The sequence below is a fragment of the Pseudomonas sp. B5(2017) genome, assembly GCF_002112825.1.
Taxonomy (GTDB): domain Bacteria; phylum Pseudomonadota; class Gammaproteobacteria; order Pseudomonadales; family Pseudomonadaceae; genus Aquipseudomonas; species Aquipseudomonas putida_Z.
The window spans coordinates 202422-228430 of the sequence record NZ_NEIR01000003.1 but is presented as its reverse complement, the minus strand read 5'-3'; the positions used below and the strand labels follow the sequence as shown (position 1 = coordinate 228430).

General features: G+C 60.0%; 24 protein-coding genes and 1 pseudogene. 24 read left to right on the top strand and 1 reads right to left on the bottom strand.

The window, feature by feature from the left end; all coding sequences use genetic code 11:
- Positions 1-9 precede the first annotated feature (9 nt).
- From CAG00_RS06090 to CAG00_RS05980, 24 genes and pseudogenes are all read left to right on the top strand, one after another.
- A complete protein-coding gene (locus CAG00_RS06090) occupies positions 10-897 on the top strand; it encodes an enoyl-CoA hydratase (protein ID WP_085663768.1) in 888 nt (295 codons plus the stop codon).
- On the top strand, positions 897-1985 hold the full coding sequence (locus tag CAG00_RS06085; protein WP_085663767.1) for a nitronate monooxygenase family protein: 1089 nt from the start codon (positions 897-899) through the stop codon (positions 1983-1985). Before CAG00_RS06090 ends, CAG00_RS06085 begins: the two co-directional genes overlap by 1 nt.
- Positions 1982-2752 carry an enoyl-CoA hydratase family protein gene (locus CAG00_RS06080; RefSeq protein WP_085663766.1) on the top strand — a complete coding sequence of 257 codons (771 nt, stop codon included), beginning with the start codon at positions 1982-1984 and terminating at the stop codon, positions 2750-2752. The genes CAG00_RS06085 and CAG00_RS06080 overlap by 4 nt, the downstream gene beginning before the upstream one ends.
- Before the next feature lie 15 nt (positions 2753-2767).
- On the top strand, positions 2768-3931 hold the full coding sequence (locus CAG00_RS06075; protein ID WP_085663765.1) for an acyl-CoA dehydrogenase: 1164 nt from the start codon (positions 2768-2770) through the stop codon (positions 3929-3931).
- Positions 3932-3941: 10 nt separating this feature from the next.
- On the top strand, positions 3942-5006 hold the full coding sequence (locus tag CAG00_RS06070) for an acyl-CoA dehydrogenase family protein (protein ID WP_085663764.1): 1065 nt from the start codon (positions 3942-3944) through the stop codon (positions 5004-5006).
- Positions 5007-5014: 8 nt separating this feature from the next.
- Positions 5015-6169, top strand: coding sequence for an acetyl-CoA C-acetyltransferase (locus tag CAG00_RS06065; protein WP_085663763.1), 1155 nt, complete (start codon positions 5015-5017; stop codon positions 6167-6169).
- 11 nt (positions 6170-6180) lie between these two features.
- Positions 6181-7059 carry an SDR family oxidoreductase gene (locus CAG00_RS06060; protein ID WP_085663762.1) on the top strand — a complete coding sequence of 293 codons (879 nt, stop codon included), beginning with the start codon at positions 6181-6183 and terminating at the stop codon, positions 7057-7059.
- A pseudogene (locus tag CAG00_RS28945) lies at positions 7056-8180 on the top strand (acyl-CoA dehydrogenase family protein); the annotation flags it as partial. The gene CAG00_RS06060 and the pseudogene CAG00_RS28945, both read left to right, overlap by 4 nt.
- 42 nt (positions 8181-8222) lie before the next feature.
- Positions 8223-9407, top strand: a complete 1185-nt coding sequence (locus CAG00_RS28940) for an acyl-CoA dehydrogenase family protein (RefSeq protein WP_256575243.1) — start codon at positions 8223-8225, stop codon at positions 9405-9407.
- A gap of 10 nt (positions 9408-9417) precedes the next feature.
- Positions 9418-10203 (top strand): SDR family oxidoreductase, encoded by a 786-nt coding sequence (locus CAG00_RS06050; RefSeq protein ID WP_085663761.1) that lies wholly within the window; start codon positions 9418-9420, stop codon positions 10201-10203.
- 10 nt (positions 10204-10213) lie between these two features.
- Positions 10214-10672: a MaoC family dehydratase gene (locus CAG00_RS06045; protein ID WP_085663760.1), complete on the top strand. Its 459-nt coding sequence runs from the start codon at positions 10214-10216 to the stop codon at positions 10670-10672.
- A gap of 8 nt (positions 10673-10680) precedes the next feature.
- Positions 10681-11064 (top strand): hypothetical protein, encoded by a 384-nt coding sequence (locus CAG00_RS06040; RefSeq protein ID WP_085663759.1) that lies wholly within the window; start codon positions 10681-10683, stop codon positions 11062-11064.
- Between the two features lie 45 nt (positions 11065-11109).
- Positions 11110-11565 (top strand): nuclear transport factor 2 family protein, encoded by a 456-nt coding sequence (locus CAG00_RS06035; protein ID WP_085663758.1) that lies wholly within the window; start codon positions 11110-11112, stop codon positions 11563-11565.
- Positions 11566-11800: 235 nt separating this feature from the next.
- Positions 11801-12751, top strand: a complete 951-nt coding sequence (locus tag CAG00_RS06030; protein ID WP_158091144.1) for a YCF48-related protein — start codon at positions 11801-11803, stop codon at positions 12749-12751.
- A gap of 58 nt (positions 12752-12809) precedes the next feature.
- Entirely contained in the window at positions 12810-15161 is a 2352-nt protein-coding gene (locus CAG00_RS06025; RefSeq protein ID WP_085663915.1) for an RND family transporter, read from the top strand.
- An 87-nt stretch (positions 15162-15248) separates the two neighbouring features.
- On the top strand, positions 15249-16370 hold the full coding sequence (locus tag CAG00_RS06020; RefSeq protein ID WP_085663756.1) for a Re/Si-specific NAD(P)(+) transhydrogenase subunit alpha: 1122 nt from the start codon (positions 15249-15251) through the stop codon (positions 16368-16370).
- 10 nt (positions 16371-16380) lie between these two features.
- The gene (locus tag CAG00_RS06015) at positions 16381-16701 is read left to right on the top strand and encodes an NAD(P) transhydrogenase subunit alpha (protein WP_085663755.1); all 321 of its coding nucleotides are present in this window, start codon (positions 16381-16383) and stop codon (positions 16699-16701) included.
- Complete coding sequence (locus CAG00_RS06010; RefSeq protein ID WP_085663754.1) at positions 16698-18149, top strand: NAD(P)(+) transhydrogenase (Re/Si-specific) subunit beta; 1452 nt, start codon at positions 16698-16700, stop codon at positions 18147-18149. Before CAG00_RS06015 ends, CAG00_RS06010 begins: the two co-directional genes overlap by 4 nt.
- 200 nt (positions 18150-18349) lie before the next feature.
- A complete protein-coding gene (locus tag CAG00_RS06005; protein ID WP_085663753.1) occupies positions 18350-19504 on the top strand; it encodes an LLM class flavin-dependent oxidoreductase in 1155 nt (384 codons plus the stop codon).
- Between the two features lie 197 nt (positions 19505-19701).
- The gene (locus tag CAG00_RS06000) at positions 19702-21249 is read left to right on the top strand and encodes a DUF1302 domain-containing protein (protein ID WP_085663752.1); all 1548 of its coding nucleotides are present in this window, start codon (positions 19702-19704) and stop codon (positions 21247-21249) included.
- Between the two features lie 24 nt (positions 21250-21273).
- Complete coding sequence (locus CAG00_RS05995) at positions 21274-22644, top strand: DUF1329 domain-containing protein (RefSeq protein WP_085663751.1); 1371 nt, start codon at positions 21274-21276, stop codon at positions 22642-22644.
- A 59-nt stretch (positions 22645-22703) separates the two neighbouring features.
- Positions 22704-23477 carry an SDR family NAD(P)-dependent oxidoreductase gene (locus CAG00_RS05990; protein ID WP_085663750.1) on the top strand — a complete coding sequence of 258 codons (774 nt, stop codon included), beginning with the start codon at positions 22704-22706 and terminating at the stop codon, positions 23475-23477.
- Between the two features lie 16 nt (positions 23478-23493).
- Positions 23494-23883, top strand: coding sequence for a nuclear transport factor 2 family protein (locus CAG00_RS05985; protein ID WP_158091143.1), 390 nt, complete (start codon positions 23494-23496; stop codon positions 23881-23883).
- Positions 23883-25061, top strand: a complete 1179-nt coding sequence (locus CAG00_RS05980; protein WP_085663748.1) for an MFS transporter — start codon at positions 23883-23885, stop codon at positions 25059-25061. The genes CAG00_RS05985 and CAG00_RS05980 overlap by 1 nt, the downstream gene beginning before the upstream one ends.
- Before the next feature lie 10 nt (positions 25062-25071).
- On the opposite strand, the gene CAG00_RS05975 is transcribed toward CAG00_RS05980, so the two are convergent.
- Positions 25072-25938 (bottom strand): VOC family protein, encoded by an 867-nt coding sequence (locus tag CAG00_RS05975; protein WP_085663747.1) that lies wholly within the window; start codon positions 25936-25938, stop codon positions 25072-25074.
- Positions 25939-26009 lie beyond the last annotated feature (71 nt).

Genomic DNA, 26009 nt, shown 5'->3' with positions numbered 1-26009 from the left:
GGAAAAGCAATGGTCCAAGCAACCCAGCACTCCGAAGCGTCTGCCGACGTGGTCCTGTACCACGTCGAAGCTGGCATCGCGACGGTCACGATGAACCGCCCGGAGTATCACAACGCGCAAAATTCGCAAATGACCTATGCCTTGGACGCTGCGTTTCGACGCGCGGTGGACGATGACGAGGTCAAGGTGATTGTGCTGCGCGGCAGCGGCAAACACTTCTCTGCAGGCCATGACATCGGCACCCCGGGACGCGACATCAACCAGAGTTTCGATCGTGCTTCGCTGTGGTACGACCATGTCAACAAGCCCGGCGGCGAATTCCTGTATGTGCGCGAGCAGGAAGTCTACCTGGGCATGTGCCGGCGCTGGCGCGAGCTGCCCAAACCGACCATTGCGATGGTCCAAGGCGCATGCGTTGCCGGCGGGTTGATGCTGGCCTGGGTGTGCGACCTGATCATCGCCAGTGACGATGCGCACTTCTCTGACCCAGTGGTGCGCATGGGTATACCCGGCGTCGAGTATTTCGCCCATGCTTTCGAACTGCACCCACGGATTGCCAAGGAGTTTCTCTTCCTCGGCGAGCGGATGAGCGCCGAGCGGGCCTATCAGATGGGCATGGTCAACCAGATCGCCGCGCGGGAGGAGCTTGAGGCGAAAACCTATTCCGTGGCGCAGCGCATCGCCAAGATGCCACGCATGGGCCTGGCCCTGACCAAGCAGGCGATCAATCACATCGAAGACCTGCAAGGCAAGCGCACCGGTATGGATGCAGCGTTCGCCTGGCACCACTTTGCCCATGCCCACAACGAGCTGATCAGCGGCGACAAGCTGGGTGGCTACGACGCCAAGGCGATGGCTGACTCCCAACGCGTTGTTGACCCGCGAGTGGCCAAATAATGAGCGTAAGCCTGCACACGCCGGTCTGCAGCCTGCTGGGTTGCGATTACCCGATCATTCAGACGGCGATGGGCTGGGTGGCCGATGCCCGCCTGGTGGCTGCGGTGGGCGATGCCGGCGGTTTCGGTTTCCTGGCAGCAGCGACGCTATCTACAGCCCAGCTGGAGGCCGAAATCGAGCGCCTGCATGGGCTGTCCACGCGCCCGTTCGGGATCAACTTTCACATGTTCCAGGCCAATGCCCAGCAGGTGTTGGCGTTGATCATCAAGCACCGTGTGCGGGCCGCCAGCTATGGCCGCGGTGCAGATCCGCGCTGTATCGAACAGCTCAAACAAGCCGGCGTCGTTTGCCTGCCCACCGTTGGAGCTACACGCCATGCGCTCAAGGCGGTGGCGATGGGGGCCGACGGGGTAATCGTGCAGGGCGCTGAGGGCGGTGGGCACACTGGCGCGGTGCCGACCAGTCTACTGCTGCCGCAGGTACTTGATGCAGTTCAGGTGCCCGTTATTGCTGCCGGCGGTTTGCATGAAGGCCGTGGGCTGGCTGCCGCGTTGGCGGCAGGCGCACAGGGTATCGCGATGGGCACTCGTTTTCTGCTTACCGAAGAGTCGCCGGTGCCTCTCCAGACCCTGGCGCATTACCTGCGCGTTGTGGACGCTGGCGAGATCCGTGTGTCATCGGCGGTTGACGGTTTGCCGCAGCGGTTGATCGACAACGCGGTGCTGCAACGCCTTGAGCAAAGCAGCCGGGCTCGCCGCAGCTGGCAAGCATTGGCCGGGGCCTGGGCGTTCCAGCGAGCCAGCGGGCTCGGCCTGCTGGCCTCGCTGAAAACCGCCCTTAGTCTGTTACGCCGCGACCGGCGCAGCGTGCTGCAAACCCTTGGCACAGCGCGTGGCGCTTACTTGATCAGCCAATCACTGCGTGAAGGTCGCCCCGAGCATGGGCTGCTGCCCAGCGGGCAAGTGGCCGCCTGCATCACGCAGCTGCAAAGCTGCGCCGAGGTCATCGATTCCATTGTCGTTCAGGCAACGCAGCGACTTGCAGCGGTGCAGGGCTGGATGGCGCCCAATCTTGAGGTGAGGGTATGACTCAGAGTTTTTACAGTAGCGTAGAAGCGGGCATTGCCGAGCTGGTCATCGATCACCCCCCGGTCAACGCCCTGGACAGTACCGGATGGTTTGCTCTGGCGCGGGCCATCGACGAGCTGGGTGGCCGTGACGATGTACATGTACTGGTGATCAGGGCCGAGGGCAGGGGGTTCTGCGCGGGGGTCGACATCAAGGAACTGGCCAGTCATCCAGAGCGCATCGTCGCTGTCAACGCGGGCAACTACGCCACCTTCAAGGCAGTGCACCGTTGCCCGGTACCGGTGGTTGCAGCAGTGCACGGTTTTGTGCTCGGCGGAGGCATTGGTATAGCCGGCGCCGCCGACATCGTTGTCGGGTCGGACTGCGCCACCTTTGGTGTGCCAGAGGTTGATCGCGGCGCCATGGGCGGCGGCGCTCACCTGCAACGTCTGTTCCCGGTGCAGAAGGTCCGCCATATGTACTTCACCGGCGAAAAGATCGATGCCAGCGAGGCCTATCGGCTGGGCGCGCTTGAGCGTGTGGTACCCCGCGCTGAACTGCGTGCTGCCGCGCTGCAGATCGCCGGACACATCGCCACCAAGAGCCCAGCCATGATCCGTCTGGCCAAGGAAGCGCTGAACGGTGTCGAGGATGGCGACCTGGAAAACAAATACCGCTGGGAGCAGGGCTTCACGCTCCAGGCATATCTGAACGCGGACTCGACGGAGTCGCGTCAAGCCTTCGTCGAAAAGCGGGACGTGGACTTCACCCCCGGCAGTTCGGATTGAGTCAGGAGAGCCAGGATGAAACTTGAATATACAGCTGCACAACAGGCGTTCCGCCAGGAAATCCGCAGCTGGTTGGCGGCCAACGTGCCGAAACGACCGCTGGACAGTTTTGACTGCGCGGAAGGCTTCGAACAACACCGCGAGTGGGAGCGAACCCTCGCCACCGGACAGTGGAGCATGGTCACCTGGCCAAAGGAGCTGGGCGGGCGCGGCTGCGACCTGATCGAATGGCTGATCTTTGAAGAGGAATACTGGCGGGCTGCTGCACCGATGCGGGTCAACCAGAACGGCATCTTTCTGCTCGGCCCGACCCTGATGGACTTCGGCACGCCGGCGCAAAAGCAGCGTTTCCTGCCAATGATGGCCAGTGGCGAGAGCATCTGGGCGCAGGGCTGGTCAGAACCCAATGCTGGCTCGGATATGGCTGCGGTGCGTGCCAAGGCTACCCGCGATGGCGATCACTACGTACTCAACGGCCAGAAAACCTGGTCGACAAGGGCGGTCTGGGCTGACTGGCTGTTTGGCCTGTTCCGTACCGATCCTTCCTCGCAGCGCCACCATGGTTTGAGTTTTCTGCTGGTGCCTTTGGATCTTCCAGGCATCACCGTGCGCCCGATCCGCCAGCTCAACGGTCTACCCGGCTTTGCCGAGGTGTTCTTCGACGACGTACGGGTGCCAGTTGAAAACCGCTTGAGTGAGGAGGGTGCGGGCTGGCAGGTGGCCATGTCCACGGCGGGTTTCGAGCGCGGACTGATGCTGCGCTCGCCGGCACGCTTCCAGGCCACTGCCAAGGCGCTGGTCGAGCTGTACTTGGCCAATCAGGAATCGGCAGACCAGGACCCCTCGGTTCGTGACGCAGTGGTCTCGGCATGGATGCAGGCCGAGGCCTACACCCTGGCTACCTACCGTACTGCCAGCAACCTTATCGCCGGCGGCCACATTGGCGCTGAATCCAGCACCAACAAGATCTTCTGGTCGGAGCTCGATCAGCGCATGCATGCCACGGCGATGCAGATCCTTGGCGCGCGGGCCGAACTGTTGCCGCACTCGCCCGCAGCGGCAGGCGTTGGCAATTGGCTGGATGGCTTCCTGTTTGCCCAAGCGGGGCCGATCTACGCCGGCACCAATGAAATTCAGCGCAACATCATTGCCGAGCGCATGCTCGGCATGCCCCGCTAAGGAGAGGGCCATGGACTTTCAGTTCAGCGAAGATCAATTACTGTTTCGCGACACCATGCGCCGCTTCTTCATGGTGGAAGCTGCACCCGAAATGCTCAGGGAGCTGTGGGAAACCGAGGCGGGTCGCTCGCCGCAACTGCGGCGCAAGATCGCCGACCAGGGCTTGACCGCGCTGTCGGTTGGCGAGGCTTTTGGTGGCCTCGGCCTGGGTGACCTGGACTGGGCGCTGATGACACCTGAACTTGGCTACTTTGCCATTCCTGACTCGCTTGCCGGTACGGCCTACCTGGCTGCGGCCATGCTCAGTGCGCTACCCGATGACTGCACTTGCAAGCAAACCTGGCTGCCCAGAGTCGCCGACGGCAGCGCGCGTATCGCGGTGGGGCATCCCCAGGATTTGCTGGTTGCCGATGCGCACCTGAGCGACCTGTTGCTACTGCCACACAAGGGTGAGGTGCATGCGGTCAGTCGGGATCAAGTCCAGCTTGAGCGCAACCACAGCGTGGATCTGTCACGGCGTCTTTCGCAAGTAAGCTGGACGCCTGGTCCCGACAGCCTGCTGGCGGATGCCAGCCTGGGCGGCAAAATCTGGGCCGATACGCTTGAGCGCGGCGCTCTGGCCACCAGCGGTCAACTCCTTGGGCTAGCGCGGCGGATGCTTGACCTGTCGATCGACTACACCGCTGAGCGCAAGCAGTTCGGCAAGCCGATAGGCAGTTTCCAGGCGGTCAAGCATCACCTTGCCGACGTTGCCGTGCTGATCGAGTTCGCCAAGCCAGTGTTTTACCGGGCGGCCTATGCCGTCGCCCATGATCTGCCAGACCGTCAAGTACACGTCTCTCACGCCAAACTGGCTGCCGGTGAAGCGGCATTGCTCGCGGCCAGGCATGGCATCCAGGTACATGGGGCAATGGGGTACACCTGGGAAGTCGACCTGCAGATCTTCATGAAGCGCGCCTGGGCCCTTGTCGGCACTTGGGGTGATCGAGGTTTCCACAAGGCTCGTGTCGCCCGTTACGTCCTTGAGAACCCAGGCCAGCTTGGCCCGGGCAATACCTTCACTATCAATCAATGAGGTCTAATATGGCTCAAGCCTATATCGTAGATGCCTTGCGCACGCCGACCGGCAAACGCCGCGGAGCGCTTTCCACGGTGCACCCTGCGGACCTCGGTGCTCATGTATTGAATGCTTTGGTCTCGCGCAATGCGATCCCTGCCGAAGACTACGATGATGTGATCTTCGGCTGCGTCGACGCTGTCGGCCCTAACGCTGGGGTCATCGCCAGAACGTCTTGGCTGGCGGCTGGCTTGCCGGATCATGTACCTGGCACCGTGATTGACCGCGCCTGCGGATCTTCGCAACAGGCCCTGCATTTCGCCGCCCAGGCAGTGATGAGTGGCACCCAGGATGTCGTGGCTGTGGGTGGCGTGCAGAACATGAGCCTAGTGCCGATTGCATACGCCATGACGGCCGCACAGCCGTTGGGCTTTACCGACCCGTTTTCGGGTAGCGCCGGCTGGCGTGCCCGGTACAGCGACCAGCCGGTCAACCAGTTCTACGCCGCGCAAATCATTGCCGACAAGTGGAAGCTCACGCGTCAGGACATGGAGCGCTTCTCGGTGGAAAGCCACGAGCGCGCGCTCAGGGCAATTAGCGAGGGCCGCTTCGAGCGCGAAATCGTGGCGTTGAATGGCTTGAGCGTGGACGAAACACCACGCACGCCCAACCTTGAGAAAATGGCATCGCTGGAGCCGGTGGACCCCACCTATCCGGCTATCACCGCCGCTGTCTCGAGCCAGACGGCTGACGCTGCTTCAGCGCTGCTGGTAGTTTCCGAAGCAGCGCTCAAGCGTTACGGGCTTACCCCAAGAGCGCGCGTTGAGCACCTCAGTGTGCGGGCCGACGATCCTATCTGGCACCTGACTGCACCTATTGCTGCAACCAAGGCTGCCTTGAAAAAGTCCGGGCTGCGCCTGGCCGACATCGATCTTGTTGAAATCAATGAGGCGTTTGCCTCGGTGGTGCAGGCCTGGTTGATCGAAACCGGCTACCCGGCAGAGCGCACCAACGTCAACGGTGGTGCGATTGCCCTGGGTCATCCGCTGGGAGCCAGCGGCGCACGCCTTATGACTACGTTGCTGCACGAACTGGAGCGTACCGGTGGCCGCTATGGGCTGCAGACCATGTGCGAAGGCGGCGGGCAAGCCAACGTCACCATCATCGAACGACTGGGTTGAAGGGCACAATCATGACAATTTGCGCAAATCGTACAGTGATCATCACCGGTGCCGGTGGCGGGTTGGGGCGTGCTTATGCGCTGGCTTTCGCCGAGCAAGGGGCCAATGTCCTGGTCAACGATATTCGAGTTGAAGCGGCTCAAGCAGTGGTGGAGGAGATCAAGGCTGCTGGCGGCAACGCCGTGGCCAACGCCGACGACATTACCCGCGTAGAAAGTGCACGGGCCATCGTCGACCAGGCGTTGTCGAATTTTGGCGAAGTGCATGTACTGGTCAATAACGCGGGTAATCTCCGCGACCGCATGTTCGTCAGCCTCACCGAAGAGGACTGGGATGAAGTGATGAGGGTCCACCTCAAAGGTCACTTCTGCCTCGCCAATACCCTCGCCAGACATTGGCGCGACAAGGCCAAAGCCGGCGAAACGGTTGCTGCGCGCATTATCAACACCAGTTCCGGTGCCGGCCTGCAGGGTTCGGTTGGCCAGTCCAATTATGCTACCGCCAAGGCGGGCATCTGCGCGCTGACGCTGGTGCAGGCGACCGAGCTGGGCCGCTACGGGGTCACCGTGAATGCCCTTGCCCCTGCGGCGCGCACCAGCATGACCGAATCGGCGATGCCTGACGTGGTGAAGAAGCCCGATGACCAGAGCTTTGACTTCTGGGACCCTGCCAATGTGGCGCCGCTGGTGGTGTGGTTGGGTAGTGAAGGGTCAGGGCATGTCAGCGGTCGCGTGTTCGAGGCCTCCGGCGGCAAACTCTCGGTGGCCGATGGCTGGCGTACAGGGCCTGAGCGTGACAAACAGGCACGGTGGTCGGTAAACGAGATCGGGGCGGCAGTCGACCAGCTGATCGCCGAAGGGGTGGCCCCGCAGAAGGTGTACGGCTCATGAGCAAGCGCATGGATTTCATCCTGAATCAGGATCAGCGGATGATTGCCGAGGCGGCCGCTAGTTTCCTCAGCGAAACCTGCCCATCGGCCGTGGTGCGCGAGGCGATGGGTATGACCCCGGGCGGCGACACCGCCTTGTGGCGCAGGGTCGGTGAAGAAATGGGCTGGTGCGCCACTCATGTGCCCGAGGCGTTCGGGGGCCTTGGTCTGTCGTGGATCGAACTGACGTTGATCCTCGAACAAATGGGCCGACACTTGTTGCCGTCGCCATTTTTCGCCACCGTGGCAATGGCCGCGACTGCGCTGATTGAAGCTGTACCGGATGGCCGCAAGGACAGTTACCTGGAACAGATTGCTGCCGGCCAATTACGTGCAACGCTGGCGCTCGCCAGCAGTGGCCTGCAGTGGCGGCCGCAAGCGCTCCAAGCCACCGCTGTGGTCTGCCCGCATGGCTATCGCCTCGACGGCGTCTACCGCCATGTAGCGGATGGGGCGACGGCTCAATTGCTGCTGCTGCCGGCCCGTCTGGAGAATGGCGAGATAGCCCTGTTCGCCGTGACAGATGACACTCCGGGCCTCACCGCCCGAGCTCACCAGAGCATGGATCTGACCCGCCAGATAGCTGAAGTGCGCTTGGACGGCGTCACCGTCGCCGCCAGCCAGTTGATGGCGAGCGGCGCGCTGCTGGAGGATGGCCTGGCCCGTACGCAAGCATTGGCGACCTTGGCGCTGGCTGCCGAACAGCTGGGCGGGGCGCAGCAGTGCCTGGACTTGACACTGGCGTACGCTGCCGAGCGGGTTCAGTTTGGCCAACCGATCAACAGCTTCCAGGCCGTGAAACACCGTTGCGCGGAAATGATGGTACAGATCGAAGCTACCCGTTCCGCGGTTGCGGGTGCCGCCAGGGTGGCCGCAATGCAGCCTTCGACCGCCGCCTTGGTGCGCGAAGCAGCCTGCGTCAAGGCGTTTGCCAGCGATACCTTTTTCTTCTGCGCGCAGGAAGCCATTCAGCTGCATGGCGGCGTAGGTTTTACCTGGGAATATGACCCGCAGTTGTACTTCAAACGGGCCCAGGCCAGTGCGCATTGGTTCGGCTCGGCGGATGAAGCACGTGAAACCGTGGCGGCCTGGCTGATTGGCGGCGGTAGCGAGGATGACAACGCCTTGGCTGAGTCGACCGAGGACCAGGCATTTCGCCGTGAAGTTGCGCTGTGGATGCAACAGCACCTGACCGGCCGCTACGCCTGCCTGAAGCATCGGGGCGGGGCGGGCGATGAAGAAGCCTACCCGGAACTACGTAAAGCCTGGGAGCAAGAACTGGCCAAAGCCGGCTGGACCTGTGTCGGCTGGCCTCAGGCGTATGGCGGCAGAGGCTTGACGGTGGCCCAGCAGATCATCTTCCACGAGGAGTATGCCAAGGCCGGCGGGCCAGGCAATATCGGCCATCTTGGAGAAACACTGCTCGGCCCAACCCTGATCGCCTACGGAACGCAAGAGCAGAAGGAACGCTTCCTGCCCGGTATCGTGGCGGGTACCGAATACTGGTGTCAGGGTTATTCAGAACCGGCGGCGGGTTCGGACCTGGGTAATGTTCAAACCCGCGCCAGGTTCGATGAAGCCACCGGCGAGTGGGTGCTGCACGGGCAGAAAGTGTGGACATCGCTGGCCCATGAGTCGCAGTGGGTGTTTGTGGTTGCTCGTTGTGAGGCAGAGTCGCGCGGCCATCGCGGGCTGATCTTCCTGTTGGTCAAGCTGGACCAGCCGGGTGTAGAGGTTCGCGGCATCAAGCAGATTACTGGCACCTGTGAATTCAACGAAGTGTTCTTTGACGGTGCCCGCTGCCCGGGCAACAACGTGGTAGGTGAGCCTGGGGACGGCTGGAAGATCGCCATGGCCTTGCTCGGCTTCGAACGGGGTCTGTCGTGGATCGGCATGCAGATGCACTTCGCTCATCAGTTGGAACTGGTCTGCAAGGCGGCGCGAGATACCGGCAGCCAGGACAACCCGGCCGTGCGCAGGCGCATTGGCCAGGCATGGATGGGCCTGAAGGTGATGCACTACAACACCTTGCGCACCCTGAGCGGTGGTGAGGACGGCAGCCTGTCGCGCGAGGGCTACATCATCAAGTACTACTGGTCTAACTGGCACCGTGACCTGGGCAAGTTGGCCATGGACGCCCTTGGCATGGAAGGCGACATCTTCATCGATGATTTCACCCGTACCCGCTTGCAGCAGGTTTTCCTGTTCAGCCGCTCGGACACCATCGTCGCTGGCACCAACGAAATCCAGCTGAATATCATCGCCGAGCGCGCGTTGGGCATGCCCAAGCAGCCGCGTCCCGCCCTGTGAGAACCAAACCATGATTACTATTCCTGAATACGTGACCGGCCACGATCTGCTCAAAGGGCGTACAGCATTGGTTACCGCTGCTGCCGGTGGTGGTATCGGATATTCCACGGCCAAGCGTTTCGCCGAGGAAGGCGTGCGCGCACTGATGCTCTCGGATGTGCATCCGCGCCGGTTGGAAGAGGCCGTTGCGCGTCTGCAGAATGAAACCGGGCTGCAGGCCATTTATGGGCATGTGTGCGATGTGACCCAGGAAGACCAGGTGCAGGCACTGGTGAGCGAAGCCGAACGTTGCCTGGACGGCACCGACATCCTGTTCAATAACGCAGGCCTCGGCGGCCAGAAACGCGTGGTCGAGATGACCGATGAGGACTGGCTGCGGGTCATCGACGTGTCCCTCAATGGCACTTTTCGCATGACCCGCGCGATGCTCAAGGTGATGCAGCCCCGCGGTCGCGGGGCGATCATCAATAACGCCTCGGTATTGGGCTGGCGGGCGCAGAAAGAACAGGCTCATTACGCCGCCGCGAAGGCCGGGGTTATGGCCTTGACCCGCTGCAGCGCGTTGGAAGCTGCGGAGTTTGGCATTCGCATCAATGCCATTTCGCCCAGCATCGCCATGCACGCGTTTCTGAAGAAGACCGCTGATGAAGAGCTGCTTTCAGCACTGGCGGCCAATGAAGCCTTTGGACGGCCTGCCGAAGTCTGGGAAATGGCCAATATCGCAGTCTTTCTGGCGAGTGATTACGCCTCCTATCTGGTGGGAGAGGTTATCTCCGCCAGCAGCCAACGTGCCTAAGGAAACGTCAATGACAACTGTTTTTCACAGCGCTGATGAGGTGCTGCAGGCCGTCGGCCAGTCTTTAGGGGTTACGGACTGGTTGAGTATCGACCAGGCGCGGGTCGATGGCTTTGCAGAAGCCACCAATGACAACCAGTGGATTCATGTAGATGTCACCAAGGCCGCATCTGGTCCTTTCGGTGGAACCATCGCCCACGGCTATTTGACGCTGGCCCTGGCCGGTAGCTTCTTCCTTTCGCAGTTGATTGAAGTGCGCATGCGCATGGGCATCAACTACGGCACCGACCGGGTACGCTTCCCCGCTCCAGTACCGGTCGGGGCACGGATCCGTGGGCGGGGCGAGGTGGTCAAGGCCGAAGCCGTGGCGGGTGGCGTTCAAGCGACAGTCCGCGTCTCCGTCGAAATCGAAGGCGCCGACCGCCCTGCATGCATAGTCGATACGATCAGTCGTTACTACTTCGAATGAGGCCCCAGATGCTGCTGGAGCATGCTTACAGCCTAGTGCTGCGTTACATCGAAGCGTACGAGCGTGCCGACATCGATGCGGTAGTTGCGCTGTTCTCCAGCAGTGCGTGGATAGAGGACTCCGCCGGCGCTCCGATTCACCAGGGGGAGACTGACATTGCGGCCTTTTATCGATCTAATCTGGCCAGCGAAACAAAGATTGTGTTGAAAGGTCCCCTTCGCTTGCTCCATGGCGCAGCCTTCATGATGGAGTTGGAGGCGCGCTCATTCGTGGCTGGCGGCTTGGATATCTGCAGCAAGGTAGAGATCTGGCGAATGGATGACGCCGGTCTAATTGTTTCACGTCAGGCTTACTGGGGGCCATCCGATCATTACCGGGTACTGCCCGGCTAATCGCACGGCAGCGCTTTGGGCCTTCATTTTTCGGGTTGGAAAATTGTGAACGCAACTGATTACTTTGAGATCCAGAATCTTCTGCACGAATATGCAGCGCGCCTTGACCAAGGAGACCTTGACGGCCTAGGCCAGCTATTCGCTCATGCTGAGGTTCATATACCGGGGCGCAGCACACCCGTGACTCGCGATCCGCAGCTGTTAACCAGGCTGTTTCGCGATTTCCTGCAGCTCTATGAGGGCAAGCCCAGAACCCGGCACGTCATCAGTAACCTCAGAATCTGGCCGGCGGGCTCTAATCGGGCGACTGCCCACTCCTACGTGATGGTCTTTCAGCAGGCCGGTGCGCTGGCGCTGCAGCCTATCATCGGTGGTGACTATCAAGACCGTTTGGAAAAGGTAAATGGTGTTTGGCGCTTCAGCGAACGGGTAATAGGAAATGACCTTTTTGGTGATCTGAGTGCGCATGGAAAATACGAATACTCTCCCGTGACACGTTGATCATTACCTGACTAATCCGGATGGACGATGTTGCAGCGCGCGGCTCGCGGCAAATTCCATAGTGCCGGCTGGCCTGCCCCCGTGACAGCCTGGCCTAGCCGAATCCGGAGGAGTCATGAATCAGCAGTCAACAATAATCGATAAAGAACCTGCGACGCGCACTGATCCTTCACCATCTGCCACAAAAGTACCTGGTGGTGATGGTGGCCGACATAGAGTTTGGGGAGGGCTGGCAATGGCCCTCCTGGTCGCCTTTGGCACTGTATTTTCTTTCCTGCCACGACCCCGCGCTGAGTTTCCGGCAACCGCCGTGCAACCTCAGCAGATGCTGATTAACAGCGTGGCACAAGCCGGACAGGATCTGGTGGTCACCGGAGAGCTGGGTCATCTGTTTGTGAGCAACGATCAAGGTAGCTCGTGGGCAAAGGCCACTGTTCAACCGCAGCGCGGCTCAACCCTGACACGGGTGTTTTTTCCCACTGATGACCTGGGTTTGGCCATCGGCCATGACAGCTGGATTCTGCGCAGTAACGACCATGGCAAAAGCTGGCGGGAAACCCACTTTGCTGGTGATCAGGCCGACGTCCTGCTCGATGTTTGGGGCAGTACTCAAGGGCCGTTTTATGCAGTGGGCAGCTTCGGCGCGTTTTGGGCTTCGGCAGACCTAGGCGAGAGCTGGACACAGCGTGACATCGGCCTCGGTGATCGGCATTTCTACGGCGTCGCAGGAGCCGGGCAAAGCCACTTGATGCTGGTCGGCGAGAGCGGATTGGTGGCGCGTTCCGCCGACGGCGGCGCGAACTGGGTACGGCTACCGGACTTCTACCGAGGGTCGTTTTTCGGCTTGATCGCCTTGTCGCCCCAAAGCTGGCTGGTATATGGCATGCGGGGCAAGGTGTACCGCACCGACAATTTTGGTGACAGCTGGCAAGAGGTCGATTCCGGGACTACAGCAGCGCTGTATGGCGGTGTGCTCGACCGCGAAGGCAATGTCGTGCTGGTGGGCGAGGGGGGCGTGGTCACCGCTTCGATCGATCGCGGAAAGCATTTTGCGTTGCGTCGTGCTGGCGGCGATCAAAGCCTGTCCAGCGTAGCCAGAAGCAGTAAGGGCAAATGGTTGTTCGTAGGGCCTGGGGGGGTATCGATAACCTCGTCGCTGCCGCACACGCCTGAACCCAACCCGTAAGGAGTCCGTCGTGGATCATAATAAAAACCGCTTCGTGGAGCGCTGTGCCGACCTGCTGATGGCCAACCGCCGCTGGCTGATGTGGCTGTTCATCCTGCTTACGCTAGCGTTCGCCGCTACTGCCACTCGGATCAAGCTCGATCCGGGCTTCTACAAGATGATTCCGCTGCAACATCCGTACATGCAGACCTTCACCGACTACCTCAAGGTGTTCCCTGGTGCCAACCGGGTGTTGGTCAACCTGCGCTGGACAGGTGAAGGTGACATGTACAACAAGGAGTTCCTGCAAGCATTGCGTGAGGCAACCGATGAAGTGTTCTTCATTCCGGGCGTGGACCGCACTCGTGTCTCTTCGCTGTTCACTCCTGATACGCGTTTCATCGAAGTCACCGAAGAAGGATTTTATGGCGATGTGGTGGTGCCAGCTCGGTTTTCCGCGAGCCCGGAGGACGTTGCCCTGGTACGACGTAACGTGGCGCGTGCCGGGGTAATCGGGCGCCTGGTGCAGACCGACCTCAAAGGTGCGCTAATCAGAGCGGACCTTCAGGAGATCAACCCGCAGACCGGTGAAAAGGTCGACTATCACCAAGTCGCCGTGGCTTTGGAGAAGGTTCGGCAGAAGTTCAGCGGCCAGCACATAGAGATCAACATTATTGGCTTCCCCGTGCTGATCGGGGAAATCGTCGACGGCCTGCTAGGGGTAGTTGCGTTTTTTGCCTTGGCGTTCGTCATTACCGCGCTGTTGCTGTACGCATACTGCCGCTCGGTGCGGCTGACGGCGCTAACTCTGGCGGTCGCCTTGCTGCCGGTGATCTGGTTGCTCGGAATCCTGCCCTTGATGGGCTATGGCATTGATCCGTTGTCGATTCTGGTGCCGTTCCTTATCTTTTCCATCGGCGTGTCCCATGCGGTGCAGATGACCAATACCTGGAAACAACTGGTATTAGAGGGAGTCGCAGCACCGGCTGCTGCGCAACTGGCGTTCAGGCGGCTGTTCATTCCTGGTGCATTGGCGCTGCTGACCAATGCTCTCGGGTTCGCCGTGATCATGCGTATCGACATCGCCAGCGTGCGCGAGTTGGGCATCACAGCGTGCCTAGGTGTGCTGCTGATGATCATTACCAACAAGATGATGTTGCCTCTACTGTTGGCCAAAATGCATCTGGAACCCACGGCATACCGCAACGCACCTAGGTCCGGTGAGCGCCACCGCCTTTGGTGGACATTGTCGGCGGTGACGAAGCCAGGCCCGGCGCTTGCTGTATTCGCAGTGTGGCTGGGCTTGCTGGCGGTTGGTGCGGTCGAGTCCCGGCATTTGACCGTAGGTGATATCGGCAGCGGCGCGCCGGAGTTGCGCAGTGATTCACGCTACAACCAGGACAACGACGCAATCGTCAGCCATTACACCATTGGCGTGGATGTGCTGAGTGTAATAGTGGAAGCCAAGGGCTTTGACGGTGATGCCTGTCTTTATTATTCAGTCATGAACAATGTTGACCGCTTCGAGCTGTTTCTGCGGGGTGTGCATGGGGTGCAGTCTGTAGTCAGTGTGCCAGACCTGGCCAAGGTCGGTATCGCAGCGAACAACGAAGGCAACCCACGATGGTCTGCGCTGCCTCGCGACAGCCAGGCGCTGCAGCAGGGCTCTGCTGCCTATAATCCGGACTTGGGTTTGAACACCGATGGCTGCACGGCCATGCAGGTGTTGATATACACCCGAGATCATCAAGGCGCGACCCTTGATCACCTGACACATGAGATCAAGCGGTACATCGCTGAACAATCGCAAAAGGATCCCGCAGGCGGCGAGGTGGAGTTTCATATCGACAAGGCCTTCCGCCTCGCGGGCGGTAATGCCGGCGTGATGGCGGCCACCAACGAGGCTGTAGAGGAGGCCGAGATCGTCATGCTGGCCTCGATCTTTAGTGCCATCACCTTGCTTTGTCTGCTGACGTTTCGTTCATGGCGAGCGGTGCTATGCATCATCATGCCGCTGGCCGTGGTATCGATCCTGTGCAACGCATTGATGGCGCAGCTAGGAATAGGCCTGAAGGTTGCCACCTTGCCGGTAATTGCACTGGGTGTAGGAGTGGGCGTCGATTATGGGATCTACCTGTTCGAGAGCATCAAGCACCAGCTTGAGCAAGGTAGGGATTTGCGCAGTAGCTTCTATGAAGCGATGCGACAGCGCGGTACTGCTGCGGTGTTTACTGCGGTGACCATGTCGGTCGGCGTTGCCACTTGGGCATTGTCGAGCCTCAAATTCCAGGCCGACATGGGCATCCTGCTGGCGTTCATGTTCCTGGTGAACATGCTGGGTGCCATCTTGCTGCTGCCAGCATTTGCCAGTTGGTTGAATGTCGGTAGGGCGAAGCCTCGAATTCGCCAGGCGATTACCACCGCACATTGATCCGTTTTCTCCACTTTCACAGTCTCGCTGACGCCTTGGGGCGTCGGCGTGGCTCTGTGCACTGCAAACAAACTAGGCGAGGGCCCTATGCATATCGGAATACCCAGAGAAACCGCTCCCGGCGAGACACGTGTGGCGGCAACCCCTGAAACCTTGAAAAGGCTCATTGGCCTTGGCCATGAGGTGTTTGTAGAGCAGGGCGCAGGGGGCGGCGCCAGCATTGCCGATAGCGCCTTTGAGGCTGTTGGGGCAAAGACTGTAAAGGCGGAGGAGGTCTATCGCGCCAAGGTGATCCTAAAGGTCGCAGCGCCGAGCAACGATGAATTGGGCATGATCGAGCCCGGTGCGCTGCTGATTGGCATGTTGAACCCGTTTGACTCCGACAATATTGCCCGTATGGCCAATCGCGGGATCACTGCCTTCTCGCTGGAGGCCGCGCCTCGTACTTCAAGGGCTCAGAGCCTGGATGTGCTGTCTTCGCAGGCCAATATTGCCGGCTACAAGGCCGTGCTGTTGGCCGCTCATCATTACCCGCGCTTCATGCCGATGCTGATGACGGCTGCCGGTACGGTCAAGGCGGCACGGGTACTGGTGCTTGGCGCCGGCGTCGCCGGGTTACAGGCGATCGCCACGGCGAAGCGATTGGGTGCGGTGATCGAGGCATCCGATGTGCGACCGGCGGTCAAGGAGCAGATCGAGTCATTGGGTGCCAAGTTCGTCGATGTACCTTTTGAAACGGCCGAGGAGCGCGAATGTGCTGAAGGCGTAGGTGGCTATGCCCGACCAATGCCCGCCAGCTGGATGGCCCGCCAGGCTCAGGCCGTGCACGAACGAGCCAAACAGGCTGACATCATCATCACCACAGCCCTGATCCCTGGTCGCAAGGCGCCGACGCTGCTGAGCTGCGAAACCGTGGCCCAGATGAAACCCGGTTCGGTGGTTATCGATCTGGCCGCCGCACAAGGCGGGAATTGTCCATTGACCGTGCCAGACGAAGTGAGGATCGAGCATGGCGTGACCATCGTTGGGCCGACCAATCTTTCCGCGCAGGTCAGCGCGGACGCCTCGGCGCTTTATGGCCGTAACCTGTTCGACTTCCTCAAGCTGCTGTTGGATCAGAACGGTCAATTAACCATCAACCTGGACGACGATATTGTCGCTGCATGCCTGATGTGCCGCGACGGTGTGGTCGTGCGCAAAAACGTCTGAGGAGACTGCTATGGACGATATGCTGATTTCACATGGTGTTTACAATCTGATCATTTTCGTGTTGGCCATCTACGTCGGCTATCACGTGGTCTGGAATGTAACGCCCGCCCTGCATACCCCGCTTATGGCTGTGACCAACGCCATCTCCGCGATCGTGATCGTGGGCGCCATGCTGGCCGCTGCGCTGACGGTCACTGCTGCCGGCAAGTTCATGGGTACTCTCGCGGTGACGTTGGCAGCAGTCAACGTGTTTGGTGGCTTCCTGGTGACGCGGCGCATGCTGGAAATGTTCAAGAAAAAAGACCGCAGCGACGGAGCAAAACAAGCATGAGCATGAATCTTGTCACAGTCCTCTACCTGATTGCGTCGGTATGCTTCATCCAGGCACTTAAGGGCCTGTCCCATCCCACTACTTCGCGGCGCGGCAACCTGTTCGGCATGCTCGGTATGCTGCTGTCGGTGTTGACCACCGTCGGCTTGACCTACAAACTCGGCGCCTCCGCAGTAAGCAATGGCAGCGTAATGGCCGGTATTGGTTATGTGGGCGTGGGGCTGTTGTTGGGTGGAACGATCGGCACCTTCATGGCCAAGCGTGTAGAAATGACCAAGATGCCAGAACTGGTTGCCTTCATGCACAGCATGATCGGCCTTGCGGCGGTGCTGATCGCTGTCACTGCAGTGCTCGAACCGCAATCATTGGGAATCGTCGCGGCATATGGCCAACCGATCCCTGTCGGCAACCGTATGGAGCTGTTCCTGGGCGCGGCAATCGGTGCGATCACATTCTCCGGGTCTGTCATTGCCTTCGGCAAGTTGTCAGGTAAGTACAAGTTCCGCTTGTTCCAGGGCGCACCGGTGCAATTTGCAGGGCAGCATCTGGTCAACCTGGGGCTCGGTCTGACCATCGTCGGGCTTGGCACCTACTTCACTCTGACAGGGCAGTTTCACGCGTTCATCTTATTGCTTGCGCTGTCATTTGTGATTGGTGTGCTGATCATTATCCCTATCGGCGGGGCGGACATGCCTGTAGTAGTGTCGATGCTCAATAGCTATTCCGGCTGGGCCGCTGCAGGCATCGGTTTCTCGCTGAACAATTCGATGCTGATCATTGCCGGTTCGCTGGTCGGGTCTTCGGGTGCGATTCTTTCGTACATCATGTGCAAGGCGATGAACCGTTCATTCTTCAATGTGATTCTGGGTGGTTTCGGAGGCGCAGTGGACGGTGCTGGCAGCAGCCAGGATAAAGAAGCCCGACCGGTAAAAGCAGGCTCTGCCGATGACGCTACCTTCCTACTCAGTAACGCTGATAGCGTAATCATCGTGCCCGGTTATGGCCTGGCGGTTGCGCGTGCCCAACACGCCTTGAAGGAACTGACTGAGAAGCTGACTCACAACGGCGTGACCGTTCGCTATGCCATCCATCCGGTCGCAGGGCGCATGCCAGGGCATATGAACGTGCTGCTGGCTGAGGCCGAAGTGCCCTACGACCAAGTGTTCGAGATGGAGGACATCAATGCCGAGTTCGGCCAGGCGGATGTAGTATTGGTGCTGGGGGCGAACGACGTGGTCAACCCTGCGGCCAAGAACGACCCTAAATCGCCGATTGCCGGCATGCCGATCCTCGAAGCATTCAAGGCCCGCACCATCATCGTCAATAAACGTTCGATGGCCAGCGGGTACGCCGGTTTGGACAACGAACTGTTCTACCTCGACAAGACCATGATGGTGTTCGGCGACGCCAAGAAAGTCATCGAGGATATGGTCAAGGCTGTCGCCTGACAGACGTTGTGCCGGGCTCGACGCAGTCCCGCGTCCGCCCCGGCACATCCTGTGGCGCCTGCGCCGCAGCCAAATCGACTACTTCAGTCGGACGATGCGCGATCAATTTCAGTCTCTCCATACTCACCTGGCCTTCGCAAAAGTGCCCCGACAGCGGCTCTGCTTGCGGACTACGTCCAAGAAAAACCGGAGAGTATGCGATGAAATTTTCCTTGATCTACGAAGCCCAGACCACTGACTCCTCTCGCGAGGGTGACCGCAAGGTGTTCGACGATACCGTCGAGCAGGTAATGCTGGCCGACAAGCTCGGTTTTGATGTGGTCTGGGCGGTCGAGCACACCGCACTGAGCAACTATTCGCACTCCAGTGCTCCGGAAACCCTGCTGGCCTTCCTGGCTGGCAAGACTGAGCGGATTGGCATCGGCCACGGCGTTGTCTGCCTGCCACCAGCGATGAACCATCCGGTCAAAGTTGCGGAACGCATTGCCACGCTGGACCTGCTTTCAAAGGGGCGCGTGCATTTTGGTATGGGCAAGGGCGGCACCCAGCAGGAAGCCGGGACCTTTGGCTACGACCTGACCAAGCTGCAGCCGCAAATCGACGAGATGATGTACCTGATCCCGAAGATGTTTGTTCAGGATGAGATCGAGCACAACGGTGAATTTGTGCAGATTCCTCGGCGTCCCATTCACCCCAAGCCTTTCCAGTATCCGCATCCGCCGATGTACATGGCGTGCACCAATGCCAACAGCCTGGCGACTGCCGGCGGCCGCGGCCTGGGCGCGTTAGTATTGGGCTTCGGCGGCCCGGATGAAGTAGCCAAGAAGAACACCACCTACCGCGAGGCCTTCGCCAACCGCAAAGCCGAAGACCAGGTTGGCTTCCGGCCGACCGAGCACCTGGCGGCACTGTGCCCGGCCATTGTGATGGCCGATGGACAGAAAGCGCGCAAGATCGGCATTCGCGGTCAGCGCTACTTTCTCGAGTCGTTGGCGCACTGGTACACCGGCGGCGAAAAACCTGACCCATCCACCTGGGACGATGACGTTACGACTACTGGCAGCGGCCAGACTGTGCTCAACACGTCATGGGGTTCGGAAAAAGTCTCGGTCGACTTCAGCGATCCGTCGCTTGAACTGCTCAACCCCAACCACGCCTACGGCACGGTCAGCGACTGCATTGGCTACGTGCAGCGCCTGATTGATGCCGGCGCCGATGAGATTCTGTTCATCTGCCAGATGGGCACGATCCCGCAAGAGGCGCAGCTCGAGACCATTCGGAACATTGGCGAGCACGTCATCCCGCATTTCCGCAAGTCAACCGTGAAGTCGAGCGAGGCGGCCGCCGAGGTTTGATGGGCGCTGAACCGCCTCGTCCAAATGAGGGATGTGACGCGCAGGGGGCAAGGCAATAGTAGTGACACCTGACTGGACAGGCGCCTGCGCGGCAATGCTGCAGGCGTGTGCCCGGGAGGGGGCATTGTCGGCTGATAGGCCGGCAAGCGTTCCAGGGCGAACAATAACTTCAATACGGTCCCGGAGGTAAAACTCGAATGAACGCTAGTCCTTGCAAATCAGAAGGTGTCGGGCTGCGCGCTCGTCTTACGGCACAGGTAGTCACCGGCGCGTTGGTGGTGCTGGGCAGCACTGCCGCCCAGGCTGGCAACTTCCAGTTCGGTGACGGCTTCAATGTCGATTACCTCATGACCTTCAACTATGGCCTCAACGTACGCGCGGAGAAACCTGCCCACGCGCTGATCAACAACAATATCAATGGTGATGACGGTGATCACAATTTCGATCGCGGCAGCCTCATCAACAACCGCATCAGCGCCATTGGCGAAGTCAACGTCTCGCGCGATGGCACCGGCTTCATGCTGCGGGGCTCGACGTTCTATGATTTCGCCTACAACGATTCGAATGACAACAACTCCCCTGACACCATCAACAAGTTTGGTCCGGTAGACCACTTTTCTTCGCAGGCGCGCGATCGCAGTGGCTCACGTAGCCGTTTGCTTGACGCCTACGCCTACACCGGTGGCGCCCTTGGTGACAGCAGTTTCTATGACGTACGGGTAGGTAATCAGGTAGTGGCCTGGGGTGAGAGCCTGTTCGTCTCCGGTATTTCAGCGGTGCAAGGCCCGGTTGACGCGACCAAGAGCAATGTCCCCGGTACCGAAGTCAAAGAAGTGCTGCTACCAGAGAGCCAGATTGCAGCAAGCCTCTCGTTCAATGACTGGACGCTGTTGAGCTACTACCAGTTCAAGAATCATCCGTACGAGCTGTCGCCAGTGGGCGACTATTTTTCGACAACCGATGTGGTTGGGGCTGGAGCGCGCTACATCCGCTTTGGCCAAGGTGATCTTGCCAGCGTCGGCAAACTTGAGCGCACTGCTGATGATCAGGCGCGTGACAGTGGTCAGTGGGGCCTGGGCGTGCGTTACATGCTCACAGCCAACACGCAGCTCGGCCTGTACCGTTTGCGCTACCACGACCGCTTGCCCAGTGTGCTGCTCAACCCTGCTGCAGGCACTTACACGATCAAGTATTTCGAGGATATCGACCTAACGGGCGCCAGCATCTCCACGCGTTTGGGCGAATGGCAAGTTTCCGGCGAGCTGAGCTACAAAGACGGCCTGCCACTAGCCAGCACAACCGTCGGTGTCGCCCGTGGCTCGGCGACCCAGGCGCAAATATCGACCATCCGCACGTGGGGCAATAGCTGGATCGCGCCACAGACCAGTCTGACCGCCGAAGTTGCGGCGCTACGGGTTAACAGCATTGACCAGGGCCGGCTGGCAGGCGACCGCACCGCGCAGGTTGGCCAGATGCTGGTGACCTTTACCTATCCGGACGTTTTCAGCGGCTGGGACCTGAGTGTGCCGGTGAGCTACGGTCGCCAGTTCAATCAATCATCTGTCGGCACCTTCGGCTTCGGTGGCGATGGCGATTCGCGCGCCAGCGTCGGGGCCAAGTTCAAGTATTTGAGCAACCTAGAAGTCGGCCTCACCTACAACGCCTTCCTGGGCTCGGCAGACCCCATCGAGCGTCCGCTCGCCGACCGGGACTTTGTCGCCTTCAACATCAAATACGACCTGTAACCCTTCACCAGCAGGAGTTTCACCATGACGATGACTACCTTGCGTGCAGCAACCGTAGCTGCTTGCCTGGCCGTTAGTCTTGCACCCGCTGCATGGGCGGATGACGCAGGCCTGACGTGTGTAGGTGCCCAGAAAGCGGGCAATGCCGATGGCTCGATCCCAGCGTATTCAGGAAAGTGGCTGGGGGTTCCGGATACAGTCAAGTTCGCCGGCACCGGCAACTATTGGCAAGATCCCTATGCCGATGAGAAGCCGTTAGCAGTGATTACCGCGCAGAACATGGCGCAGTACGCCGACAACCTTACCCCCGGTCAGCAGGCGTTGCTGAAAAAATATCCCGATACCTTCAAGATCCCGGTTTATCCGAGCCATCGCGACTTCCGTTACCCAGACTGGGTATGCGAGTCTGCCAAGGCCAACGCGAAGGATGCGAAGGTGGTTGATGGCGGCGAAGGTATTGTCGCGATCGCTGGCGCAGTGCCATTCCCTGAGCCGAAATCAGGTATTGAGCTGTTCTGGAACTTCAACAATACCTCGCTGCAGCCTTGGACCGAAGCCTCTGTTCAACAACAGGCTGTGGTTTACCCAGATGGCAATATCGCCTGGGGTGAGGTTGATATGCGATGCCTGTCGCCACGCAACGATCCGAATGTGCGGCGTAAAACCGATTCTGATGAAAAGCCATACGGCGGCGTCAACTCCTGGTGCTTCGTCAAGACCTTACTGCCGCAGCGCGACAAGGGCTCAGTGCTGGTCGCAGGTGACTACTTCAACTACCTGAAGCGGCCGCGTGATGCCTACCAATACAACCCAGGCACACGTCGGGTTCGCCAATTGCCTTCATTTGGCTTCGATATGCCGCAAGGCCCTGGTGGCTTCCGTACCGTGGATGATGACCATTTGTTCAACGGCTCGCCTGAGCGTTACGAATGGAAAATCGCCGGCAAGAAGGAAATCTTTACGCCCTGGAACAGCTACCGCATTCACCAGAGTTCAGTCACGGCCGAAGAACTGCTCAAGACCAAGGGCCACATCAACACCGAGCGCATGCGCTTTGAAAAGCAGAGGGTGTGGGTGCTCGAGGGCACGTTGAAACCGGGCTACCGTCACCAGTACGCCAAGCGGGTGATCTACGTCAACGAAGATACCTGGGCCGGCGTGATGGCTGACGAGTACGACAGCCGCGGCCAATTGTGGCGCACAGTGCTGACCAACTGGCTGTATGCCTACGAGGTTCAGGGTTACTACTACGGCATTGCCGCGCATCAAGACCTCACTTCGGGGGCTTACCTGGTAGACCGTATTACCACCACCCGCGGTGGCCCTAAGCTCAATGCTGGCGGCATGACGCCTGCGATGTTCACCCCTGAGGCGGCTGCACGCGCCGGTCGCTAAACCAGTAATGGCAGGCCCCCGGCTCTGGCTCCGGGGTCCTGCTGAGGGAGGTGGCCGAGATGGTGACTGAGCAGAGTGGGGCAGATTTTCAGTTCGACTTCAGCAGGCGACGGGTGCTGGTGGCTGGCGGTACTGGCGGCATCGGCGCAGCAGTGGCTGCAGCGTATCGGCGGGCCGGTGCCGATGTCTGGGTAAGCGGGACACATCCCGGTCCGCGCTACGATTCAGCTACGCACCAGCCAATTGCAAATTATCGACAACTGGACATCAGCTGCTCCCAGCAGGTTGACCGGTTTGCGCGTGAGTTCGAGCGCCTCGATGTACTGGTCAACTGCGTGGGTGTTGCACTTTCATCGAGTCAGGGCGATGAGTTCGACCCCGATGTGTTCGACAGCGCACTGCGGGTCAACCTGGCAGGTTTCTATCGTCTGGCCGCAGCGTTACGCGCGCCATTGAGTCGCAGCGGTGCTGCAAGCGGAGGATGCATCATCGCGGTCGCATCGCTGACCTCGTTTTTCGGGCAGGCGCAGGTGCCTGGTTACGGCGCGGCCAAAGCAGGCCTGGTGCAGCTGTGTAAAACCTTGGCGATTGCCTGGGCCGCACAGGGCATACGGGTCAATGCAATTGCTCCCGGCCTGACCGAAACAGCGATGACTGCCGCGCATATTGGCGATGCCGAGGCGCTTGCACCGTTGTTGCAACGCACGCCGCTGCGCAGGGTAGGCCAGCCGTCGGACATGGTAGGGCCGGTGCTCTTCTTGTCCAGCCAGGCTGCCGCGTACATCACCGGGCAGACCCTTGTCGTCGATGGTGGCTACTCAATACAGGGTTAAGCCCTCAGGAGAAACAATGCTCGACGCAAGATCGATCCGCGAAGTATTCGCCCGCTATGCCGCGTGCCTTGGTGATGGTGATGTGCCTGGGATCGTCGCCTTGTTTTCCCCGCTCGGGGTCCTGGAAGATCCGATTGGCGTCTGTTATCGCGGACCAGAGCAGATCGCCGAGTTTTTCCGCTCCAGCCTGCACCAGGTCGGCGGCAGCATTCGTTTTGTGGCGGAAGGTCAGGTGCGTATCAGCGGCAGGCATGCAGCCTGCGCGTTTACCGCGATCTGCGCATCTAGCTCCGAACCCTTCGAGGTTGACACTCTGGACATGGCCACTTTCGACGAGCACGGGCTGATCATCTCCATGGTCGCGATTTGGGGGCCTGAAAATGTACGGGCTTTGGGGCCCATATAATGGCTATCAGTCGAGGATTGGTCGGGGTGCTGCTTGCCAGCTCTCCGGCAATGGCGCTGCTGTATACGGTAGCCTCGCCTATATTGCCGCAGATGGCTGCGCAGTTGGGCGGTGATCCGGACGACGCCATCCTTGTCGCGCAGTTGGTGATGATGGTGCCTAGTATCGGTCTGATGTTGGGTGGCCCGCTGATGGGTTGGCTGGTCGACCGCTGGGGTGCGCCGCGGCTGCTGTGGGTTGCCTGCGCCGGCTATGCATTGCTCGGCTCAGGCGGGTTGTACCTAGCTGAGCCGTGGAGCCTGATTGGCAGCCGCTTCCTGCTCGGCATCATGGCTGCCGGCTTGGGCACGGCGACCTTGGCATTGACCGCGCGGTATTTCGAGCCACAGGCGCGCAGCCGCTTGGTCGGCTATCAGTCAGCCTGTGGCGCGTTGGTGGGCTTAATGTCGATGCTGGCCGCCGGTTATCTGGGGCAGGTGTTTGGCTGGCGGATACCGTTCGCATTCTATCTGGCGGCTTTGCCCCTGCTGGTGATGGCGCTGGTGTTTATACCCAAAACCAACCAACACGCTGGCGAGCCCGCTGGTTCAGCCGGGCAGACGTCGCTGGGGTCGATGGTGTGGCTGTTGCTGGGCATTGTGCCTTTGTTCATCTGCGTCTTCACCAGTTCCACTCAAGTGTCTTTCCTGCTCGCCGAACGGGGTGTCGTACAGCCCTCGGTAGTGGCGATAGTCATCGCCATGTCTGCCTTATTCAATACCCTGGGTGCGGCGGGGTACGGGCGACTGTCGCTCCGATTCGGTAGCCCGAGGATGTATTTGCTAGCGTTGGTGAGCCTGGCGGCAGGGCATGTCGTGGTGGGCATGTCGGCGCCGACGCTGGTGGCAGCATTAGGATGTGCACTCACTGGATACGGCTCGGGCCTGCTGCTGCCCTATCTGGTCAATTTGGTTCTGGACCGGTGCGAAGAAGCGCAGCGAGGCCGCGCCGTGGGGCTGATGTACAGTTGCATGTTCCTCGGCAGTTTCCTCAACCCTCTGTTACTGGCACCATTGGCTGTCTATCTGGGGCGGGGCACTGCTGTCATCATGATTGGCCTGGCGTTGTTGATCTACTGGGTGATCCTTCTTGTACTCAGGGTACGCCCCACTGCCCAAAGGTGCGCATCCGCCGAGTAGAAGTGTGCCGCTAGGCGGCAACAATTTCCAGACGCACGCCATCCGGGTCACTACAGGACAGGCCATGCAGAGCACCCGCGGCATCGGCCCGATAGTGCACGGCGCCGCCGTGTTCCTCGATCAAACGGGCAGCACGCTCAAGGTTGGTACTACGAAAAGCAAGGAAGTTGAAGCCGTAGCTGTTCAAGGCAAGACGATTCAGCTCGCCCGAGCATGCCGGGTGCTGAATATCGAGTAGCTCAAGCGTAGTGCCTTTGTGATCGACGACCATCTGCGCGCACAAGCGCACGTCCTCCAGCTCATTAATGATGTCCAGCCATTCGCTGTGGTGTTGCAAATCAAACCGATCGCCTGCGGTAAAACCCAGCGCCTGATAAAACTGCTGGCTGCGGGCAGGATCATGGGTACACAGCCCTGAATGAGAAAAGCTGCTGCCAGCCGCAGGTCGCTGCATCAGTTCTATGCGTGTGCCCACCGTGTCGCAAGTGTACATCAGGCTCACCTGGGCTTGCTGGAACAACGCGCGGGTATGCCAGAGGGCAGTGCCACCCGCTGCGATCCAGCGAGCAGCCGCCTGTTCGAGATCTTCGACCCAGAATGCCAGGTGTGTCAGCCCGTATTGATTGTTCGGGCGACGCTGGCGATTGCTACGCGGGTCAGCGTGATCAAATGCCACCAGCATCAGCTCTACGCCTTTGCCGTCGCGCAGCACTTGATACCTGCCGGGCATCGCTCCGGCTTCCGAGCTGCCCGGTAATGCGCTGCATGTGATTGGGCGAGATGGGCCAGCCTGGGCAAAGCCCAACGTGGCGAACAGCCCGCTGGCGTTGCTCAACGATTCTACGCAAATGCCCCGAGCGACAAATTCAAGCGTCATGGTTTTGCCTCTTGATACTGGCGGTAGGGCCAGAACTGTGGGGCGCTTTGCACTGACGGCAATCGTCTGTT

What these genes read in the sequence shown, in the direction of transcription:
- CAG00_RS06090 (WP_085663768.1), top strand. Translation starts at nt 10, where the DNA reads ATGGTCCAAGCAACCCAGCACTCCGAAGCGTCTGCCGACGTGGTCCTG.
- CAG00_RS06085 (WP_085663767.1), top strand. Translation starts at nt 897, where the DNA reads ATGAGCGTAAGCCTGCACACGCCGGTCTGCAGCCTGCTGGGTTGCGAT.
- CAG00_RS06080 (WP_085663766.1), top strand. Translation starts at nt 1,982, where the DNA reads ATGACTCAGAGTTTTTACAGTAGCGTAGAAGCGGGCATTGCCGAGCTG.
- CAG00_RS06075 (WP_085663765.1), top strand. Translation starts at nt 2,768, where the DNA reads ATGAAACTTGAATATACAGCTGCACAACAGGCGTTCCGCCAGGAAATC.
- CAG00_RS06070 (WP_085663764.1), top strand. Translation starts at nt 3,942, where the DNA reads ATGGACTTTCAGTTCAGCGAAGATCAATTACTGTTTCGCGACACCATG.
- CAG00_RS06065 (WP_085663763.1), top strand. Translation starts at nt 5,015, where the DNA reads ATGGCTCAAGCCTATATCGTAGATGCCTTGCGCACGCCGACCGGCAAA.
- CAG00_RS06060 (WP_085663762.1), top strand. Translation starts at nt 6,181, where the DNA reads ATGACAATTTGCGCAAATCGTACAGTGATCATCACCGGTGCCGGTGGC.
- CAG00_RS06050 (WP_085663761.1), top strand. Translation starts at nt 9,418, where the DNA reads ATGATTACTATTCCTGAATACGTGACCGGCCACGATCTGCTCAAAGGG.
- CAG00_RS06045 (WP_085663760.1), top strand. Translation starts at nt 10,214, where the DNA reads ATGACAACTGTTTTTCACAGCGCTGATGAGGTGCTGCAGGCCGTCGGC.
- CAG00_RS06040 (WP_085663759.1), top strand. Translation starts at nt 10,681, where the DNA reads ATGCTGCTGGAGCATGCTTACAGCCTAGTGCTGCGTTACATCGAAGCG.
- CAG00_RS06030 (WP_158091144.1), top strand. Translation starts at nt 11,801, where the DNA reads ATGGCCCTCCTGGTCGCCTTTGGCACTGTATTTTCTTTCCTGCCACGA.
- CAG00_RS06025 (WP_085663915.1), top strand. Translation starts at nt 12,810, where the DNA reads ATGGCCAACCGCCGCTGGCTGATGTGGCTGTTCATCCTGCTTACGCTA.
- CAG00_RS06020 (WP_085663756.1), top strand. Translation starts at nt 15,249, where the DNA reads ATGCATATCGGAATACCCAGAGAAACCGCTCCCGGCGAGACACGTGTG.
- CAG00_RS06015 (WP_085663755.1), top strand. Translation starts at nt 16,381, where the DNA reads ATGGACGATATGCTGATTTCACATGGTGTTTACAATCTGATCATTTTC.
- CAG00_RS06010 (WP_085663754.1), top strand. Translation starts at nt 16,698, where the DNA reads ATGAGCATGAATCTTGTCACAGTCCTCTACCTGATTGCGTCGGTATGC.
- CAG00_RS06005 (WP_085663753.1), top strand. Translation starts at nt 18,350, where the DNA reads ATGAAATTTTCCTTGATCTACGAAGCCCAGACCACTGACTCCTCTCGC.
- CAG00_RS06000 (WP_085663752.1), top strand. Translation starts at nt 19,702, where the DNA reads ATGAACGCTAGTCCTTGCAAATCAGAAGGTGTCGGGCTGCGCGCTCGT.
- CAG00_RS05995 (WP_085663751.1), top strand. Translation starts at nt 21,274, where the DNA reads ATGACGATGACTACCTTGCGTGCAGCAACCGTAGCTGCTTGCCTGGCC.
- CAG00_RS05990 (WP_085663750.1), top strand. Translation starts at nt 22,704, where the DNA reads ATGGTGACTGAGCAGAGTGGGGCAGATTTTCAGTTCGACTTCAGCAGG.
- CAG00_RS05985 (WP_158091143.1), top strand. Translation starts at nt 23,494, where the DNA reads ATGCTCGACGCAAGATCGATCCGCGAAGTATTCGCCCGCTATGCCGCG.
- CAG00_RS05980 (WP_085663748.1), top strand. Translation starts at nt 23,883, where the DNA reads ATGGCTATCAGTCGAGGATTGGTCGGGGTGCTGCTTGCCAGCTCTCCG.
- CAG00_RS05975 (WP_085663747.1), bottom strand. Translation starts at nt 25,938, where the DNA reads ATGACGCTTGAATTTGTCGCTCGGGGCATTTGCGTAGAATCGTTGAGC.